Consider the following 20,349-nt stretch of genomic DNA (forward strand, 5'->3'; position numbering starts at 1 on the left):
ATGCCAGAAAGGTTGTGATGTTAGGGTTGGAAAACAAGCTGAAGTTATACGGCTTTAACAACCTCACAAAAACACTTAGCTTTAACATCTATGATGTATGCTATGCAAAAAGTGAGCGAGAGCAAAAGGACTATATTGCTTATATTGATGAGCAATACAATTCAGAAAGACTTACTAGAATTCTGTGTGATGTAACGGAAAGTATTGGAGCACATGTACTTAATATTTCAAAACAAGATTATGATCCTCAAGGAGCAAGTGTAACTATTCTAGTATCGGAACAGACCCTAGCAGTCAAAGAAATAGATGCATCTTGTAATAAAGGTGAAATTGACATTTTGAAAACTAGAGACACTGTTGTAGGACATTTAGATAAAAGTCATGTTACTGTGCATACTTATCCAGAATATCATCCAGATAATTCAATTGCTACTTTTCGTGTTGATATTGATGTAGCCACTTGTGGAGAAGTATCTCCGCTAAATGCACTAAACTATCTTATAGGAAGTTTTGATTCAGACATCATAACGATAGATTATCGTGTCAGAGGTTTTACCCGAGATGTTGATGGCAAAAAATTATTTATAGATCATAAAATAACATCAATACAAGATTATATTGATGAAAATACCTTGAAGAGATATGATGCAATGGATATAAATGTATATCAATCAAATATATTTCACACTAAAATGCTAATTAAAGAAATTGAACTTCAAAATTACCTTTTTAATAGAGATGTTTATGAAATCAAGCCAAAGCAAAGACTTGAAATTGAAAACAACTTAAGAAGAGAGATGATTGAGATTTTTAGTGGAACTAATATATATTAACGGGGAGGGATGTATACGATGAAAAACAAAGAATCCCACTCAAGAGCACCAATCTATGAAGCATTAATAGAATATAAGAAAGCTAGAGTGGTTCCGTTTGATGTACCAGGTCATAAGCAGGGCCGAGGAAACGATATGCTTAGGGAATTCTTGGGAGAGCAATGTCTTTCAGTAGATGTAAATTCAATGAAACCACTCGATAATCTTATTCACCCGGTATCGGTTATAAGAGAAGCTGAGGAGCTTGCGGCTGATGCATTTGGTTCTAAACACGCATTTTTAATGGTTAATGGAACAAGTTCTGCAGTTCAGGCTATGGTTATGAGTGTATGTAAAAAAGGTGAAAAGATTATAATGCCTCGTAATGTGCATAGAAGTGCTATAAATGCTTTAATAATTAGCGGAGCAATTCCGGTTTATATAAATCCAGGAACAAATAAACAACTTGGAATACCACTTGGGATGTCAGTTGAAGATGTAAAAAAAGCAATTAGAGAAAACCCAGACGCAAAAGCGATATTTGTAAATAATCCTACTTATTATGGGATTTGTTCAAATTTAAAAGAAATTACGAAACTTGCCCATGAAAATGGAATGTACGTATTAGTAGATGAAGCTCATGGAACACATTTTTATTTTGGTGACAATATGCCTTTATCAGCAGTTGATGCTGGGGCAGATATGGCAGCAGTTAGTATGCATAAGACTGGAGGATCTTTAACTCAAAGTTCTTTTCTACTCTTAAATTGTGATTTAGCAATAGGATATGTTCGTCAAATAATTAATTTGACTCAGACAACAAGTGGTTCATATCTTTTAATGTCATCACTTGATTTGGCAAGAAGAGATCTTGTATTACATGGAAAAGAAATTTTTGATAAAGTAAAGCAAATCTCTGAATATGCTAGAGGAGAAATAAATAAAATAGGCGGTTATTATGCTTTTTCAAAGGAATTAATTGATAATGATTCTGTGTATGACTTTGACATAACAAAGTTATCTGTATTCACTAGAGAAATAGGTCTCGCTGGAATAGAAGTATATGATCTATTAAGAGATGAGTATGGTATACAAATTGAATTGGGAGACATTGCGAATATTTTAGCTATTATTTCTGTTGGCGATCGTAGTCTTGCAATTGAAAGATTAATATCTTCATTATCTGAAATTAAGAGATTGCATTCAAAAGACAAAATTGGAATGTTTGATCATGAGTATATAGATCCTGAAGTTGTATTAACTCCTCAGGAAGCATTTTATTCTCAAAAAACTTCAGTGCCGCTAAATGAAAGCAATGAGAAAATATGTGCTGAATTTGTAATGTGTTATCCACCAGGAATACCAATTCTTGCTCCAGGAGAAAAAATAACAAAAGAAATATTAGACTACATAAATTATGCAAAAGAAAAAGGCTGCTTTTTAACTGGAACGGAAGACACTAAAATTGAGAATATTAATATTGTGGAGGACAAGTAAATGGAATTATGGTATACAGAACAACACACAGAAAATGTAAGATTTTCAATTAAAGTTGAAAAAGAAATACATACTGAAAAAACTGAATTCCAAAGAATAGATGTACTTGAAGCTAAGGAATTCGGAAGGTTTTTTACATTAGATGGATTAATGATGGTAACTGAAAAAGATGAATTTATTTACCATGATATGATAGTTCATGTACCAATGGCAACTAATCCAAATATTAAGAATGTTTTAGTTATAGGCGCTGGTGACGGTGGAACAATAAGAGAACTTACAAGATACAGTACAGTTGAAAAGATAGATATGGTTGAAATTGATAAAAGAGTTGTTGATATTTGCAGAGAATACTTTCCAGTAACATCATGTAAGCTTAATGATAAAAGGGTTAATTTATTCTATGAAGATGGTTTGAAATTTATAAGAGATAAAGAGAATGAATATGATTTAATCATAGTTGATTCAACAGATCCGTTTGGACCAGGAGAAGGATTATTTACTAAGGAGTTTTATGGAAATTGCTATAAAGCGTTAAAAGAAGATGGAATTTTAGTTAATCAACATGAAAGTCCATACTATGATAATGATGCAGCTGCAATGAAAGAAGCTCATGAAAAAATAACGAAATTTTTTCCAATCATTAGGGTCTATCAAGCACATATTCCAACATATCCATCAGGACATTGGTTATTTGGATTTGCTTCAAAAAAGTATCACCCTATAAAGGATTTTGATGCAGAAGCTTGGAATAAGTTAGGGATAAAAACAAAATATTATAATACAGATCTTCATGTAGGGTGCTTTGCACTTCCAACTTACGTTAGAGATATGTTAAATGGACTTACTGATTAGAAAAATTATCAGATAATACAATTAAATTTTTTGTTCATGACTTGAAGATAATCAAAAAATAATAAGTCAATAGTCTAAATTCAGCTGGAGCATAAAGCTCCGTCTGAAAAGTTTCATTTTATAAAGAAATTGGAGGAATTGGAATGGGAAAAGCTTTAATTATTGGCGCTGGTGGTGTTGCTAGCGTTGCTATTCATAAATGTTGTCAAAATTCAGAGGTGTTCGAGGAAATTTGTATCGCTAGTAGAACTTTATCAAAGTGTGATGCAATAAAAGCTTCATTAGAAGGAAAAACTAAGACAAAAATACAAACAGCAAAGGTCGATGCTGATAATGTCCCAGAATTAGTAGCACTTATTAATAAATTTAAACCAGAAGTTGTTATAAATCTTGCACTTCCTTATCAAGACTTAACAATTATGGATGCTTGTTTAGAAACAAAAGTTCATTATGTAGATACGGCTAACTATGAACCACTTGATACAGCAAAATTTGAATATAAGTGGCAATGGGCATATAGAGAAAAATTTGAAAAGGCAGGTTTAACTGCATTACTTGGAAGTGGATTTGATCCAGGGGTTACTGGTGTATTTAGTGCTTATGCTCAAAAGCATTATTTTGATGAAATAAATTATATAGATATATTAGATGCTAATGCTGGTGACCATGGTTATCCATTTGCAACTAACTTTAACCCAGAAATCAATATTCGTGAAATTACAGCTCCAGGAAGTTATTGGGAAGAGGGGAAATGGATAGAAACAGAACCTCTTGAAATAAAGAGAGTTTATGATTTCCCAGAAATCGGACCAAAAGATATGTATTTATTACATCATGAAGAATTAGAATCTTTAGGTATAAATATTAAAGGAATTAAGAGAATAAGATTCTGGATGACATTCTCACAAAAGTATATAACACATTTAAATGTACTTGAGAATGTTGGTATGACTTCAATTGAACCAATTGAATTTGAAGGAAAGCAAATAGTACCATTACAATTCCTTAAAGCAGTATTACCAGATCCTGCATCATTAGGTCCAAGAACTAAAGGAAAGACTAATATAGGATGTATCTTCCAAGGTAAGAAAGATGGAAAAGATAAAACTTATTATGTATATAATGTTTGTGATCATGAAGAATGTTATAAAGAAGTTGGATCTCAAGCAATTTCTTACACAACTGGAGTTCCAGCTATGATAGGCGCAAGTTTAGTATTAAGAGGTCTATGGAAGAAACCAGGAGTATATAATATAGAAGAATTTGATCCAGATCCATTTATGGAAGAATTAAATAAATGGGGATTACCATGGAAAGAAAGTTTTGATCCAACTTTAGTTGAATAAATTGTGAGTATTTTAATTATGTAATAACGGACTGAAAGGGCAGGTACTCTGTTGTTTCGGTTGCTATAGAAGATGGCTGCGGATTTCTAACATTAGAAGTTGCATCCCAAAATGCTGGTTTCAAAGGCAAGCTTTGAACTAGCATATTTGGAACAACTTCTAATTAAGAAATACCTACAGCCATCTTCTAAATGCAACACTGCACAAAAGAGTACCTGCCCTTTCTGAGATTAAGAATGATTTAGATACTAATTTATTAAACTAAATTAGTAAATTATTATATGAACGAAAAAATAAGAATAAAGTCTTAAGTAGAGTTTCTTGGAACTAGTTTATTTTCACGAAAAGCTGTGGCTTTCATTCTTACTTTTTACTGTAATTTTATAACTAGAAAAAGGTTTGGTGATTTAATGAAAGATATAGATTTAAGCAAATTACCATCACCATGTTATTTGGTTGATGAGAGACTTCTTAAGAAGAATTTGGAGACTTTAGATTATGTACAAAAGGAAACAGGTGCCAATATTATTCTGGCAACTAAAGCGTTCTCTATGTACTCAACTTTCCCACTGATTGGAAGATATCTAAAAGGAGTTACTTCAAGTTCTCTTCATGAAGCTAGACTTGGATACGAAGAGATGGGGAAGGAAGTACATATTTATTCTCCTGCATATAGAGAAGATGAATTTGATGAGATAATGAAATATAGCGATCATATAGTATTTAATTCATTTAGTCAATGGAGAAAATATAAGGATAAAGTCAAAAACTTTAAAGGAAAGAAAATCGAATGTGCTATTCGTATTAACCCTGAGTATTCAGAGATAGAAACAGATATATATAATCCATGTTTTGAAAATTCAAGAATGGGAGTTATTTTGGCTAACTTTGAAGAAGAAAATCTTGAAGGTATAGATGGATTGCATTTTCATACAATGTGTGAACAGAATTCAGATACCCTTGAACGTACAATAAAAGTGGTGGATGAAAAATTCGGAAAGTACATCAAGAAAATGAAGTGGATTAACTTTGGTGGTGGTCATCATATTACTAGGGAAGATTATGATATAGAAACACTAATAAGATCTATTAAATTTATAAAAGATAAATATGGACTACAAGTATATCTTGAGCCAGGTGAAGCTATTGCTTTAAATACAGGATTCCTTGTATCAACAGTATTAGATACTATGAAAAATGGAATGAATATAGCTATACTAGATACTTCAGCGGAATGTCATATGCCAGATGTACTTGCAATGCCATACAGACCTAACATAATAGGTGCCGGAAAGCCAAATGAATTCGAATTTACTTATAGATTTGGTGGACCTACTTGCCTTGCAGGTGATATTATAGGAGATTATTCATTTAAAAAACCTTTAAAGCCAGGAGATAAACTTGTATTTTGCGATATGGCTATTTACTCAATGGTTAAAAATAATACCTTTAATGGAGTTAATCTTCCTGCAATTGTAAAATATAGTGAAGAAAAAGGTATTGAAGTAATAAAAGAATTTGGATATGAAGATTTTAAAGCTAGATTATAAATTATAATTTGGTTAAAGTTTTAAAAATATAATTAAAAATAAACATAAATTAGCTGTCTAAAAATAGGATTTTATTCCTGCTTTTAGACAGCTGTTTTTTTAATAATAAATTATATATTATATTAACTTAAAATACAATAGAAAAAGAATAAAACGTACATATCATAGAATTAAAAGAATATTTAAGCTGAAAAGAGGGCAAAATGCGTTTTGTTCCTGAATATTGGCGTTTTATTCCTAAATATGTACGTTTTGTTCTGGGTTAATTTACATAATTTCGTTAATATGTAAAAATATTATTAGGGATAAATAATAATGCAAAACTACTGATAGTGGGGTAAGAGGGATCATATTAAACGAATTCGATTAAAAAGTAATTTTACAATATAGGAGGATTATAAAGTGGATGTCATAAATCAAACAAATAGAACAATATTATTTGAGGAAATAAACCCTGAAAAATTAGATTTGATTACTATAGTAGGTGATACAAAAGGGTTAAACAGCTTAAACGACGATAAGATAAAAGAAATTAATGAACTTCTTTTAGTTAATAGTTTTGATGAATTTTTGGATAAGTTCTCACCAGTTGTATATTCTTTCTATAATGCGACTAATCAAAAAGTAATGTATACGTTAAAAAAGCCTGAGAACTTTCCAAGTGAACTAATAACAGAAATTCCAATTAATAAGTCTAATGATTTCTTAAAAATGTTATTCACATTAATTGACACAAAGAGAGCTCAAGGGATTGCTAATGTAGATTTTAAATTTGAAAATCTATTGGATATGATATCACCTAAAAAAGTAATGGATGATATAAAACAAACCAGAAAGGAAATTCAATATACATATAGCCAATATGAAGCTTTAGATGATGAAGATCCAAGTAAACTTGATCTAGGGGACAAGCTTAATGTCATGTTTGAAGAAGCTAGCTCAAACTATAATAACATAATGGCAATGTTGCCACTTGCTATTGAAGATATAAAAACAAGGTTACTTCTTGGAGGAGATGATAAGAATAATTCAAACGAACCTCTTAAACTAGGCGTCTTAAGCATGGGAGAAGATGGAGAGTTAAAAGTATTAGAAGCTCCAAAGGTAGAAGAAACATCATTGATTGCTATAGATGATAAAGCCAATATGGGACTTATTGAAGCTTTTGAAGATGATTATGATGAAGTAAATGAAGTGAAGTCAGAGTATGTAAAAAGTTTAGTAGTAAGAACTTTCTGTCCTTTAGCATCTACTATGGAAAGCTCTGTTGATTTAGGGGTAGAAGTAAGCAATTATAACACATATTTAGATTTCTACAAAACATCTAAGGATGATTTTATAAAGACAGTTAAGCCATTAATAGAAAAGATATTAGGTGTAAAAATGTTTTTTGATCAATACAAGACAAAGAACAAAGGAATGAAGCCAAGTTTGTTAGTTACAAATACAAAGCTTAGCAGATTAGTAAATGCTCAAAATTTACCAAGATTAAATACTTATTTAAGCTCAGTAAATGATAAAAATGACTTTGACAACACAATTTGGTTTGGAGTAGTTCCATCAATTGAGCTTGAAGGTCAAAGTAAAAATAAGGTTAGAAGAGAAAGATTTAAAGCCAATAAGCAAGTGGAGAAGACAGATTCAAACTCTATGGAAGATTTAGCAATGCTTTTAGATACAGTTCAAAAGTATCGCGTACAAATATTCTTTAGTTTTGAACCAAGAGAAGATACTACTTTTAACCATGTAGCAACAGCCGGAATTGAAAAGTTTGTGGATAAATGTGAGCCACTTATGCATAACACTTATAGTGAATTTGCAATTCCATGTGTACCTAATTTCACAGTTATTCCAAAGGAAAAGTCTGGAGTTGTATTAGATAAAAGAATGGTACTTTCTGAAGAAGGCTCTGCAGAGTTATCTAAAGAAAAAGAAGATATTCTAAAACTTTGGATTGAAGGAGTCTATATTGGAAGTTCATATATAGCAGCTGGAATTGTGGCTGCATACCAATGCCCAGAGTATTTAAGAGAGCATTTTAGAGATATATATAGCGAATATCCAGGAGTTAGATTTGATATAGAATCAGGTTCTAATGCCTTAAAGATAACAACTACTTTGGCAAAGGAAATATCTGGTTTTACAAATGAAATTAAAAATTCAATAAATAGAAAAAATTTCGGTTTTGTCTTTTCATCTGAAAATGCAAAGCTTGAAGGTAAAGATATAAAACAAATTACTGTTTATAAAGCTAGAAGCTTACAAGCTACTGAAAATGATTTTGAATCAATATATAAAACACTAGTAACAACATATATAGAAAGAATATTAAGATTCTATACTAATGATTTCAAAGAAGATAATATTATTAAATTCTTTAGCAATAATCCTACTAGTGTTAAGAGTAAGTGGGTGGCTCATAAAGAATATACTAATGCCATAGTAAAAGATGGTGATGATATTAACTTTGTAATAAATGAAAAGAATGGAACATGTAATATTGACTTAGTATTTAACGGTAACGTTAAGAACTTAGAAGTTGAGATTACACGTAATGATGCACACAGTCAAGTTGGCTAATTATAATAGATTAAAAATCTATTTTAATTATAAATAAAAATAAAGGGAGGCTCAAAAATGGGATTTAGAGTAAAAGTTGAGGGCGCAGAAAGTATTGATTTAAACATCGAAAGTATTGAAACTGTAGAGTTTAAAACAGATACACCAGATGATTCTAATGCACGTTCAACAGACTTAGGAACAACATTAGAAATCGCTGGTAAAATTTTGACACCAGTAAATGGGGAGGCAGCAGATACTACAATCAAGCTAGCACAATGGTCATTAGTACCAGCAGAAAAGGCTGATTGTTATAGAAACGTTAAAGTAGATGTTATTTCTGCTTCTCAAATTGTAAGACAATTTACTTTACCTAATGCATTTGTAGTTAAGTACGAAGAAGATTTTGGTGATGTAGAAGGTGTTGGTACATTTAGATTGTATGTTAAACAAAAGAAGGACAAAACTGCTAGCGTTAAATTTGAAGGCGGTTTTGCTGAATAAAAATTAAAATAAGGAGGACTTTGACAAATGGGATTTAAAGTTAAAATTGAAGGCGCAGAAACAATAGATCTTAGCATAGAAAGTGTTCAAACAGTAAAGCTTATTACAGATACTCCAGAAGATTCAAATGCAAGATCAAAAGATGTAGGAAGTACAATGGTTATTAAAGGTAAGATATTAACAGCAGTTGATGGAGATCCATTTGATAGCACAAGAAAAATGGGTACATGGTCATTAGTACCAGCTGAAAAAGCTGACTGTTATAGAAAAGTAACTGTAGAAGTAATTTCAGCAGATCAAATTATAAGAAAAATAACTTATCCTAATGCCTTTGTAGTAGATTATAAAGAAACATTTGGAGATACTGAAGGTATAGGTACTTTTGAACTTGTTGTAAGACAAAAGAAAGACAAGCTAAGTACTGTTACAATAGAGGGCGGATATAGCGCTTAATCTTAAAATTAAATTGATTTTTCTTTTGGAGTTAAGTTCCAAAAGAAAAATCTTTTACTATAACGTAGAAGCACTAAAATCATTCTGAAAAGATGGGGTGTAAGGTGAAAGATTATTATAAAGTATTAAATGTATCAGTAAATGCTAGTAATGATGAAATAAAAAAAGCATTTAGAAGTTTGGCTAAGAAATATCATCCTGATAGAAATAAAGATGATAAGGATGCCTTAAGAAAATTTCAAGAAGTAAATGAAGCTTATGAAGTTTTAAGCAAAGAAGAATCAAGAAAAAAATATGATCAAGAAATATTTAAAGAAAAGAATAATCAAGAAACAAAAAATAAAAAAAATAAATCAAATAGAGAAGATAAGACAAGGACATATCAAGATAAAGGTGAAAGTATAGAAAACTTAAATAAATATTTTGAAAGTTTTTTTGGGTTTAACGCAAACAGCAATGATATTAATAAAGAAAAGTTAAAAAAGGAAAAGAATCCAATAGACACAAGCAAAATGTTTGATAGCTTTTTTAATATAAAGTGAAGCTTTTCGGGTAGAGTTTTATACTCTTTCTGAAATTAGTTTAACTGATACCCTCAAAGGGGATATCGTCTGAGAGCATGCAGCTTAAATTCTCAATTTAAAAGAGAATGGTTACAGATGCTAGCTATTAGATAAATAAGAAGTAATGGAGTGAATTACTTTGAAAGAAGAAAATAATATGAATTTTAATAATAAGCTGTTAGTGACAATACAGATAATTAATGTATTTATAGGCGTAATAATTGCACTAATATGCGTAGTTGCATATATCACAATACAATCAATTTATATAAGAACACTGATTATTATTATTGTGATTGGATTTGGAATATGGGGATTTACCAATCTATATAAGAAACTGCACAAAGAAGAAATAGTGCAAGATGAAAGTAATATAAGCAAAATTGAGTTGGTTAACGAAGAAAATGAAATTATAAGAAATTGGGATATAGGAGAGCGAATATCATTTCTTATTGGTAAGAATGGCAGGAGTGATGAAATGCTTATAGATTTAAGTACTTCAATTTACTCTAAATTTATAGAAAATGAGCATGCAGTGTTAAATTATGCGTCAGGAAGATGGTATGTAGAAGATTTATCAGAAAATGCCGGAGTTGTAATCCAGAAAGCTGCTGATGATATAAAATATAGAATTGTAAAAGATGCTCCTTGTGAATTAAAAAGAGGAGATATTCTATTTATTTCTAAGGTTAAACTTTTACTTAGATGAGCCAAGGAAAATAAAAGTTACTTAATTAATAGGAAATACATTGAAATGTTAACTTTTACTTAAATGAAATGGAGTGAGGTAAATGGGTCTTATTAGATGTCCCAATGGTCATATGTTTAGTGAAAGGCGTTATGGAACTATATGTCCATATTGTAATATAGATACTTCAACAAAGGAAAGACCAGAACCAGTTCAAGAAAAAATGGATATAGAAACTAATCTTTTATACCAAGAAATTGAACCAGTTTGTGGATGGCTTGTATGTATTGAAGGTACAAGGGTTGGTAAGGATTATAAGATAAAAAGTGGGAAAAACTTTATCGGTAGATCAGATGATATGGATATTCAAATAATAGGGGATAATGGCATTGCTACTAGAAATCATGCAATAATCGTATATGATCCTAAGAAAAATAATAATGTCTTATTACCTGGGGATTCATCAGGTATTGCTTATTTAAATGAAGAACCTGCTTATATGCCATCTGAATTGTCACCATATGATGTAATTGAGCTTGGTAAAAGTAAATTTCTTTTTGTACCATTTTGTGGAGAGCATTTTGAATGGGGAGATAATAAGTAGGTATATATAATATGATTAATATTAATGATTACTCAAATTTGAAATTTATATTTTTACTATTAGCAGTATTAATCCTGTTACTAATAGCACGAAATTTTCTAATAAGAAGAATTTATAAGCAAGAATTAGAGATAGCAAATGAAATATTTATTGGAAATGAAGAAATACAAGAGGATTATTTAGAAGTAGTAAATAAATCAAATGGAACCATGGCAGTTTTGGCAGATGGGTTAGGAAAAAATGAGGCAGGAAGAATTTCAAGCATTGTGGCTGTAAAAACAATAAGTAAGTTATTTAAAGAGGAAGGAAACAAGGAAAAGATAACATACTTTTTTAAGAAAGCGTTTAATAAAGCCAGCCGTGAAATTATAAAAAGAGTCGAAAAGGATAAGGGCGGAGCAAGTGTACTTAGTGTAATAATATATGATAATTTATTATCTTACGCTCTAGTTGGAGACGTTATGCTAGCCATTTTTAGAAATAAGGAACTTGTAAAACTAAGTAACGGTCATTCTATAAGTGAAGTAGCAAAAAAACAATATTATAATGGGAAAATTCAAAAAGACCAAGCTTTATATGCACTAAAGGAGAAGAAACTCCTATATTATATTGGACAAGAATCGTTTAGAGATATAGAAATTTCTGAAACCCCAATTGAAATTCAAAAAAATGACATAATAATACTCATGAGCAGAGGAGTATATGAAGGGTTAAGATGGATAGAAATTGAAAGAATTTTAGGAAATAAAAAAGCTAATATAAATGAAATTTGTGGGCAAATAATGGAGAACGTTAAAGATAATAATAAAAATAATTGCAATGGCAGCATTATGCTTATGAAATATTGCGGTAAAAAATAAAAACTTTTAAGGATAAAACCAAATTTATTTAAACTAATAAAACTAAGTTAGGGTGGACGATAATGAGAAAGTTAAACTCGAAGTTTAAGACAAGCTTTATATCAGAAGAAGGAACTTTTCTACAAAATAAAGATTACTTTGCATTCGCTGAATTAGATAATTATGCATGTTATGTAGTAGCTGATGGAATCGATGAAGATAAGGAATTAGAAAGCGCAAAAATTGCAGTGACTACATTTATTAGAGATTTCACAGCTAAGCCAACTATGAATAGATTCATTCTAAGAAAATACTTAAAGGATGCAAATAGTGAGTTAATAAGAAGCAGTAGGAATGTTAGATTAAAAGCATCAATTACAGTAGTTGTAACTAATTATAGTAAATTAATATATTCAGTTATAGGAAATACTAGATTTTACTACTTTAAGGATGGATATTTAAAGTATAAGAGTAAGGATCAGTCGTTAGCTCAAAATTTAGTAGATGATGAAATGATTCCATCAGATGCAATGTCAAAACATTTTGAGAGAAATAATCTTTCTTCGTATTTAGGACAAGATAATTTAAATAAACTTTATATATCAAAAAAAATTAAACTTTCTGATGGAGATGCATTTGCAATTCTTACAAAAGGAATATGGGAGAATTGCGATGCTAAGGAGATAGAGGATTCACTAGAAGGTGCAAAGGAACCTAAAGAGGTTACTGATAATATTGAAGAAATGATTTTGTCAAAGCAGCTAAAGGAAATTGAGAACTATACATTAGCATTAACATTTGTAGAAAAGTCATACATAGATCCAAAAAGAAGCAAGAAAATAAAAATAGCTATAATAGTTGCAATACTCTTACTCTTAGTTATAGCAATAGGAGTAGGGGCATTTATAATTCATAAAAATAGAAAACAGGATGCTATTGCGTCTGTTAACGAAGGTAAACAAAATGCAGAAGAATATATAAAGAACGGTAATATGGAAAAAGCAGATGAGGAATATAAGAAAGCTTTAGATACAGCGAAGAAATATAAACTTAAAGATGATATTGATAATTTAACTGAAGATTATAAGTACACAGAAATAGTATTAGATGGAGATAAAGATTTAGAAGGAAAAAAATATGATGATGCGTTAGATAAATATGTACTAGCTTTAGAAAAGTCAGGAGAAGCGGAAGAGGCTGGAAGTGACTATGTATTAAAGAAAATAGATATTGCAAAAGAATGTGTAAAAGTAGCTGATTTATTAACTTTAGCAGATAAGCAGTACGATGATAATGATTTAGACGGTGCATTAAAAAACTATCTAGATGTAAAAGATTTAGCAGTAGATTATTACTTAAAAGATGAAAAAAAAGAAGCAATGGATAAAATTCAAAAAATTTATGATCAAAAAGCAGCCGATGCAAAACAAAAAAAGGCTGACGATGATAAGGCGGCAGCAGATAAGAAACAAGCTGATGATGATAGTAAAAAAGCAGCTGATGATGCAGCTAAGAAGGCAGAAGATGATAAAAAAGCTGCAGAAGATAAGGAAAATAAAGCTATAGATCTTAGAAAAAATGGAGATTTAAAATATACAGCAGGTGATTATGTAAGTGCAAAAATGTATTATGAATTGGCTAAGAAATCATTTGAGGATCTTAATGAAACTAGTTTAGCTGATGAATTAGTTGACAAAATAGCTCTTATGGATAAAAAAATCAGTGAAACTTCAGATAAAAAAAGTGAAGCTGATAAATATGCACAGGCGGCTGATGCAAAATATGCAGCTGGTGATAGTGCTTCAGCAAAAGTATTATATCTTTTAGCTAAGGATGCATATAACAGCCTGGGAGATACAGATAATGTAGCTAAAGTAACGGAAAAAATCACAGCTATAGACAAGGCTTCTACTAAGTCATAATTATAATTAAAAAATGCTAAGTTTTGAGATAGATATATCTAAATAAACTAATAGGTAAATGTAGGTGGAAATATGGAGAATAGAATTTATGAGAAATTAAGTGAAATAAAAGATCTAAATGACAGAATCATGCTTAAAAAAATAATGAATAGTGTATTTGAAGAGCTAGAGGAACATTCAAACAATAGAATTAATGGATTAGAAAAAAGAGTGTTTAACGAATTACATTATATAAAAGAAAAATACAATATCTATTCAACTATAGTTAAAAGAGACAGGCTTGATATAACTGATGAATTTCTATTTCCTATGTCATTAGAAGATACAGAAGAAAAAGTATACGATACTAAAGAAATTTTAAAAGTGCTTGAAGCCAAAGAAAGCAAGAAGCTGTTCAAGGTTTTTCTTAAATGTGATTATTTGATTTTTAAAGAATTTATCAGTAGAAATTTTAATATAAAGGGAGTAATAAAAACAGATAAGAAAACTTATGAAGCTCACTTTAAAGTTCAGGAAAATAATGAGTATAAAAGCAAAATAGAGAGATTATATAAAAGCTTTATAAACAGCAATATTGCATGGACAACAATTAATAATCCATATATTAATAAGATAGCAGATTTATTTTTAATTGGCTGCGAAGATAAAATTCAAGAGGATGAAGAGATAATTGAAATTGAGGTAGATTTCGGGGATTATAGCAAGTTCATTAAATATAATATGGTTCCACTTTGGAACGTAAAGGAATTAAGCATAAAATGTAGCGGTTTTCCAATGCCGTGTATCGATAAAGTAGGGTACGAACATGATATCTCAATTGAAAAAGAAGGAAAAGATAACGGATATCTAATAGATAGTAAGAATCCAGATATTAATTGGGCTATGTTTACAAAAGAATCAGTAATAATATCTTCTAACATTAAGGATTCTATAGAGTGGAATTTGTGGAGTATTATTAACCCTGATAAAAACGACCAAAAAAAATATGAGTATGAACTTATGACTAATCAAGTTAGTATAAACTTCTCTAATAAATTAGCTTTTGATAAATCATACACAATAAAAACAAAGACTGAGCTCGCAAGACTTATAAATTCATTTAAGGCTTCAAAATACTTAAAGTTTCATGATATTTCACTTATGGAAAGTTCAAAAGAAGAGCAGAAGCACACTTATGAAGTAAATGATTTTATTATTGATGAAATAAGGGAAGATAATATAAAAAAATCTCTTATTCTATACTTTGAGCCAGCCGATAAGGAAAATTATTTAAACAAAGATATTTTAAGTTTCTTAGTATCTGAAGTTCAATTTATATATCCAGAATATAAGTGTGAAGGAAGATTGATATGAATTATATTTGGGAAGTGCTTCTAAAAGCAGATGAAGAAACCATTCCTAGAGAAGATATTAAGTTTGTTCAAGCTGATGTATGCAGTCCATATATGGAAATTGCTCTTGATAATTTAAATTCAAATTCTCTTCCAGAAGATAATGTTATCGAAGTAAATGAATATTATAGATTTTACGAGATTTTTAAGGATTTGTTTAATATAAATTTTCAAGAGAGCAAAGAGTTAAGAGAAGCACTTTTAGATATATTATTGCATTATTTAGGAGAACTAGACTTAAAAAGCGGACTATGTAAAACAGAAATATATAAGAAGTTTTTATATAAGGATATATTAGATAATGTGTTTGGAGAAAAATTAAAGAAAAATATAATTTATTTCAACAAAGATGAAGTAGATGTATTGCTGAATGGCTTTATGACCTTGTATAAAACAGGAACTTCAATCCAATTGTTTAAAAAGATTTTTAAGGAAATATTCAAAAAAAGCATAATTTATTCCAGCAAGGAAAAGCCTAAAAATATTTATATTTATCTAGATGAAATAAAAAAAGTAGAACTTGAAAATAAAGTTAGTTCTATAGTAGATACATTTTTACCAATAAATATGAAGCCATTAATATTTTGGGATAAGCATTTTGGGATTATTGGACTTAATGACACTATGAAAATCAATGAGGCAGTTATGGTTGAATAAGGCATATCAATATAAAGACATTGATTTTAGTACATCCTAGTTTCATATGTTTTAACAGTTTAGGAGGATAAAGATGAGTTTATATTCATACAAGTTGCATAAAGGAAATGAAGAGCATATTAAAAAAAGTAAGTATAAAGAAAAAAATCTAAGGCTCATGACAACTTTTCAATTAAGAGAAATATGTAATAAAGAAAAGTTAGTAAAGAGTATAATTAATCCTCTTGATAAAGAAGAACTTATAAGACTCATAATGAAATATAGAGGAGAAAAGGAAAGTAAACTCATAAAGAATTACTTAGTTGGAGGAATTGAAAGAGTTGAAAGATTTTTAAGCAGAAGCAATAAAGAAGTGATTAGTAATAGGTATATAGATTATCCAGGTAAGATCACTATTTATGAAAACTTAGCTCTTGAAATTTATGATAATTACATTTTAAGAAGCAGTGAAAAGTTAGAAGAGAGTAATGTTTTATTAGTTGACAGTAATTATAAGGTTTGCACTATATTTAACATTAAAAAATTGATACAGAATAATAAAGAGGAATACTTCCTAACTAAAGGTGAATATATAGAGGCAAGAGAATCTGAAAGTAAGCATTATAGTCTTCTATTTTTTTCGGAAAAGGATTCAGAGACTATTTATGATACTTATGAAGGAGATAATATAGAAGTTGATTATAATATAAAGTTTACTTCGCTGCCTATATTACAATTTGAAGTAAAACCATTAAAAGAGACAAAAATGCCGCTTGCAATTGATTTTGGAACATCAAATACAACTGCTGGTATTTATATAGATAAAGAGATATTTCCAGGCTTAAATGAAAATTTAACTGATAATCGGGAATACGCAGATTACGAAAATGATAAAGTAAAATTCGTAAAAATAATAAATGAGAGCAAAGAAGATTTAGAAATAACACCACTTATACCAAGTATTGTAGGTGTTAAGCATATAAAAGAAGATGAAATAGAATACGCTTTTGGGCATGATGCAATGCTTGAGGCAAGAAGAAGATATGTAGATGATGGGATGAGTCTTTTTTATGACATAAAGAGGTGGATAAGTGACTTTGAAAAAAGTGAAAAAGTAATTGATGTAAAGAATAAAACTACCTTTATAAAAAGAAAAGACATTATAAAAGCATATCTAGAATACATTATATCTTTAGCACAGCAGAGATTTAAATGTAAGTTTAAAAATATCTATATATCCTGCCCATCAAAGCAAAAATATAAATTCCATACATTATTTAAAGATGTTTTAAGTGACTATACCGTTGAAAGTTCAAATATATTAGAAGAAAGTGCAGCTGTACTGTATAACACTATTTCAGATTTGATTGAAAAGAAGAAATACGTTCAAGGCGAATGGTATAAAGCTTTAATTATAGATTGTGGAGGGGGAACTACTGATCTTACTGGCTGTAGCTTTAGCATATCAAATAGCAGAGTCTCTTATAGATTAGATATAGAAACCTCCTATGAAAATGGAGATACGGACTTTGGAGGAAATAATCTTACTTTTAGAATATTGCAGTTAATAAAAATATTAATGGCAAATGCTTTAAGTAATTCTAAGAGTGAATTAAAAAAAGCAATAATAGATGAATTTAACATAGATATATTTAGATTCATAGATAAATCTGGAATTAATGAGTTATACGAAACTTTAAATGAAGAATACGAAAAGGCAGAAGCAGTAATTCCAACAAAATTTCAGCTATATGAAACAAGAAGCAAAGAAGATTACTGTAAGGTGAGAAGTAATTACTATTTCTTATTTGATCTAGCAGAAGAGGTAAAGAAATTATTCTTCTCTAATCCAGACATTTTAAAGGTTTTATTAACGTCTAAGGAAGAGACAAGTTTAGATGAAAATATAATAAATTTTGATAAATGGAAATTATCTTACATGAACAAAGGGACTCTACAGGTGGTAAAGGAAGCTCCAAGTATAACTCTTAGTATATATGAAATTGAAACCTTAATAAAAGGTGATGTTTACAACATAATAAAGAAGTTTTTAGAAAAGTTATATGAAAATGATGAGTTATACGATTATTCTTTAATCAAACTAACAGGACAATCATGTAAGGTAGATATATTTAGAGATGCACTAAAAGAATTTATACCTGGAAGAATAATTGAAATAAATAAGAGCAAAAAGGAAGTTAAAGAGGAGTATGAATTAAAATTATCCTGTCTTAAAGGAGCTCTAAAATATCTATATGATAAAAACTTTGGCTATGCAGATATAAATATAGAAAGTAAAAAGCCTACTCTTCCATATTTATTAACAGCCTACACTCATGCTGGAGAGCAAAAAACATTAATTAAAGGCAGGGAAATAAATAAAGGGTTTATTTCTAGGTTCATGGATAGAATTCTACTTAAATTATATTTAAAAGACAGCAATGATAATGTGAAATACGAATACAATTATCAATTTAATGAGGAAGAATTAGAAAAGACAAACGCAAGGAAAATAGGAGAAAGATATCCAAATATAAATCAGCACGAAACAGATAATATAGAAAATAATGAAGTGAAATTCTTTGTATGGGAAGAAGAAGAGTTATGGGGATTTTATGTGTTAGCCATTTTAAGAAAAGAAGAAGAACTTTATATAGGGAAAGAAAAGTTCTTCTACTTTGAAAATGATAAATGGGAGAGAAACTTCTTTGATGGACTTAAATAGGTTCAGGTGAAAATACCGAAATATTGGTCAGGCATTTATTCCGGTTACTGAAGATTTTAATGGGTGAGTCCAAGATTATAAGTTGCACCCAAAATGCTTGCTTCAAAGACAAGCTTTGAACAAGCATCTTTGGAACAACTTATAATCAGGAATCACAGCCATTAAAATCTTCTGATGCAACACTACACAAAAGCATGACCAATATTTCTGATATATGACTGAACTTGATGGGTAGGAATTAGTACTGAATAGGTGAGGTTTTATAGAGGAAGATATTTTTAGTAGCGAGATTTTCAAATGCCTACTTCGGAAAAATATATTTGATGTCTTAAATATTCTTAAGAATATTATCATATATATTCTTAAGAATTTTAGAAGTTAAGAATATAAGAATATAAGAATATCTGAGAAAATTTGACTCAAATGTGTTTGGTGGATATTTATAGAGTAAGCGAACATCATCAAATCATAAGTACATTGAGTGAAAGTTCTGCTGACCGAATACAAAATTTAGATAATAACTTTTGGGTTCTTTGCTTAAGAATTTGCTTATAAGATATGGATTGTGAGAGTTGTATGAAAAGGAGGGAAGAAAGGTGTTTCAAAATAATTATCCGCTTTTTAATATCGGACGGCTTTTAAAGATAGAGATGCTGGAGGAGCTTAGAAATTTTCCGAGGGGATTTTTTGATGCGAGGATTAAGGGATATTCTAATGGAATAATCTGCGGGTGTGAGATAGAGGTTTCTGATAACTACATAAAGATATTGGAAGGAATTATAAAATATCAAGATATAATTTATCTTTTAAAAGAAGATATAAAGGTTGAATATACCTGTAATAATAAGCTTATGCTTTTAAAGATAAAATTCTTACCTGAAATACAAGATAGTGATTTTAAAATAAATTCAACGGAAATTTATCTAGATGAAAAGTTAGATATTAAGGAAAATGAGATTGAAATTTGCAGGTTTAAATTAAGAACGGGTGCAAAGCTTAGAGCAGAGCATACAGATTTTATTGATTTAAGCACAGAATACGATACAGTAAATACAATATATGCTCCTTATGCAGCTTACGGAAATAGCAGCTTAAGTCCTGAAATTTTAAGAAGATTTGGAAGAGAATTATTAGAGTGTAATTTAAGCGAAGCTTGGGATATATCATTTGCAATGATGTGTGTTCAGAGCAAGGACGCTATTCAAAAAGAAATAATAATAAGTTATCTAGTAAACAAACTAGATATTGAAGTGAAAGATTATAATAATGAGGATTTATACTTGTACCTTTTAGAAGTATTAAGAAGTGCTAAAGATGGAGCAAAAGGTAATGGACGCAGAGGTAATGGAAGATTTAAAAAGATACTTATAGATTAAGGATTGTTAATATTTGAGTATAGGAATGA

The 20,349-nt window shown here is 29.7% G+C and carries 18 protein-coding genes; 17 read left to right on the forward strand and 1 reads right to left on the reverse strand.

Annotated elements, in window-relative coordinates:
- Window positions 1-14: 14 nt before the first annotated feature.
- From speD to L1S46_RS16460, 4 genes are all read left to right on the forward strand, one after another.
- Window positions 15-833: an adenosylmethionine decarboxylase gene (gene speD, locus L1S46_RS16445; protein WP_171781401.1), complete on the forward strand. Its 819-nt coding sequence runs from the start codon at window positions 15-17 to the stop codon at window positions 831-833.
- An 18-nt stretch (window positions 834-851) separates the two neighbouring features.
- Window positions 852-2,309, forward strand: a complete 1,458-nt coding sequence (locus L1S46_RS16450) for an aminotransferase class I/II-fold pyridoxal phosphate-dependent enzyme (RefSeq protein WP_238858919.1) — start codon at window positions 852-854, stop codon at window positions 2,307-2,309.
- Window positions 2,310-3,164, forward strand: coding sequence for a polyamine aminopropyltransferase (speE, locus tag L1S46_RS16455; RefSeq protein WP_238858918.1), 855 nt, complete (start codon window positions 2,310-2,312; stop codon window positions 3,162-3,164).
- A 143-nt stretch (window positions 3,165-3,307) separates the two neighbouring features.
- On the forward strand, window positions 3,308-4,510 hold the full coding sequence (locus L1S46_RS16460; protein ID WP_026888155.1) for a saccharopine dehydrogenase family protein: 1,203 nt from the start codon (window positions 3,308-3,310) through the stop codon (window positions 4,508-4,510).
- A gap of 16 nt (window positions 4,511-4,526) precedes the next feature.
- Here L1S46_RS16460 and L1S46_RS26365 read toward each other — a convergent pair whose 3' ends face one another.
- Window positions 4,527-4,655: a hypothetical protein gene (locus L1S46_RS26365; protein ID WP_275297085.1), complete on the reverse strand. Its 129-nt coding sequence runs from the start codon at window positions 4,653-4,655 to the stop codon at window positions 4,527-4,529.
- Between the two features lie 265 nt (window positions 4,656-4,920).
- Here L1S46_RS26365 and nspC point away from each other — a divergent pair, with 265 nt between their 5' ends.
- The 13 genes from nspC to L1S46_RS16525 all read left to right on the forward strand — a co-directional run bounded on the left by nspC (window position 4,921) and on the right by L1S46_RS16525 (window position 20,320).
- A complete protein-coding gene (gene nspC, locus L1S46_RS16465) occupies window positions 4,921-6,060 on the forward strand; it encodes a carboxynorspermidine decarboxylase (protein ID WP_238900461.1) in 1,140 nt (379 codons plus the stop codon).
- A 402-nt stretch (window positions 6,061-6,462) separates the two neighbouring features.
- A complete protein-coding gene (locus tag L1S46_RS16470) occupies window positions 6,463-8,640 on the forward strand; it encodes a hypothetical protein (protein WP_012060563.1) in 2,178 nt (725 codons plus the stop codon).
- Between the two features lie 57 nt (window positions 8,641-8,697).
- The gene (locus tag L1S46_RS16475) at window positions 8,698-9,123 is read left to right on the forward strand and encodes a hypothetical protein (RefSeq protein WP_012060562.1); all 426 of its coding nucleotides are present in this window, start codon (window positions 8,698-8,700) and stop codon (window positions 9,121-9,123) included.
- Between the two features lie 27 nt (window positions 9,124-9,150).
- The gene (locus tag L1S46_RS16480) at window positions 9,151-9,576 is read left to right on the forward strand and encodes a hypothetical protein (protein ID WP_012060561.1); all 426 of its coding nucleotides are present in this window, start codon (window positions 9,151-9,153) and stop codon (window positions 9,574-9,576) included.
- A gap of 104 nt (window positions 9,577-9,680) precedes the next feature.
- Entirely contained in the window at window positions 9,681-10,118 is a 438-nt protein-coding gene (locus tag L1S46_RS16485; RefSeq protein WP_012060560.1) for a DnaJ domain-containing protein, read from the forward strand.
- A 160-nt stretch (window positions 10,119-10,278) separates the two neighbouring features.
- Window positions 10,279-10,848: an FHA domain-containing protein gene (locus tag L1S46_RS16490; protein WP_012060559.1), complete on the forward strand. Its 570-nt coding sequence runs from the start codon at window positions 10,279-10,281 to the stop codon at window positions 10,846-10,848.
- Between the two features lie 82 nt (window positions 10,849-10,930).
- Window positions 10,931-11,431: an FHA domain-containing protein gene (locus L1S46_RS16495; RefSeq protein WP_012060558.1), complete on the forward strand. Its 501-nt coding sequence runs from the start codon at window positions 10,931-10,933 to the stop codon at window positions 11,429-11,431.
- A gap of 11 nt (window positions 11,432-11,442) precedes the next feature.
- Window positions 11,443-12,291: a protein phosphatase 2C domain-containing protein gene (locus tag L1S46_RS16500; protein ID WP_012060557.1), complete on the forward strand. Its 849-nt coding sequence runs from the start codon at window positions 11,443-11,445 to the stop codon at window positions 12,289-12,291.
- A gap of 62 nt (window positions 12,292-12,353) precedes the next feature.
- Window positions 12,354-14,192 carry a PP2C family serine/threonine-protein phosphatase gene (locus tag L1S46_RS16505; RefSeq protein WP_171787519.1) on the forward strand — a complete coding sequence of 613 codons (1,839 nt, stop codon included), beginning with the start codon at window positions 12,354-12,356 and terminating at the stop codon, window positions 14,190-14,192.
- Between the two features lie 72 nt (window positions 14,193-14,264).
- On the forward strand, window positions 14,265-15,545 hold the full coding sequence (locus tag L1S46_RS16510) for a normocyte-binding protein (protein WP_173714304.1): 1,281 nt from the start codon (window positions 14,265-14,267) through the stop codon (window positions 15,543-15,545).
- A complete protein-coding gene (locus tag L1S46_RS16515) occupies window positions 15,542-16,240 on the forward strand; it encodes a hypothetical protein (RefSeq protein WP_012060554.1) in 699 nt (232 codons plus the stop codon). The genes L1S46_RS16510 and L1S46_RS16515 overlap by 4 nt, the downstream gene beginning before the upstream one ends.
- Before the next feature lie 73 nt (window positions 16,241-16,313).
- Complete coding sequence (locus L1S46_RS16520) at window positions 16,314-18,944, forward strand: molecular chaperone (RefSeq protein ID WP_238900446.1); 2,631 nt, start codon at window positions 16,314-16,316, stop codon at window positions 18,942-18,944.
- A gap of 596 nt (window positions 18,945-19,540) precedes the next feature.
- Window positions 19,541-20,320: a hypothetical protein gene (locus L1S46_RS16525; RefSeq protein WP_238900447.1), complete on the forward strand. Its 780-nt coding sequence runs from the start codon at window positions 19,541-19,543 to the stop codon at window positions 20,318-20,320.
- Window positions 20,321-20,349: the final 29 nt, after the last annotated feature.

Origin of the sequence: Clostridium sp. YIM B02500, assembly GCF_022324665.1 — a bacterium.
GTDB lineage: Bacteria > Bacillota > Clostridia > Clostridiales > Clostridiaceae > Clostridium > Clostridium beijerinckii.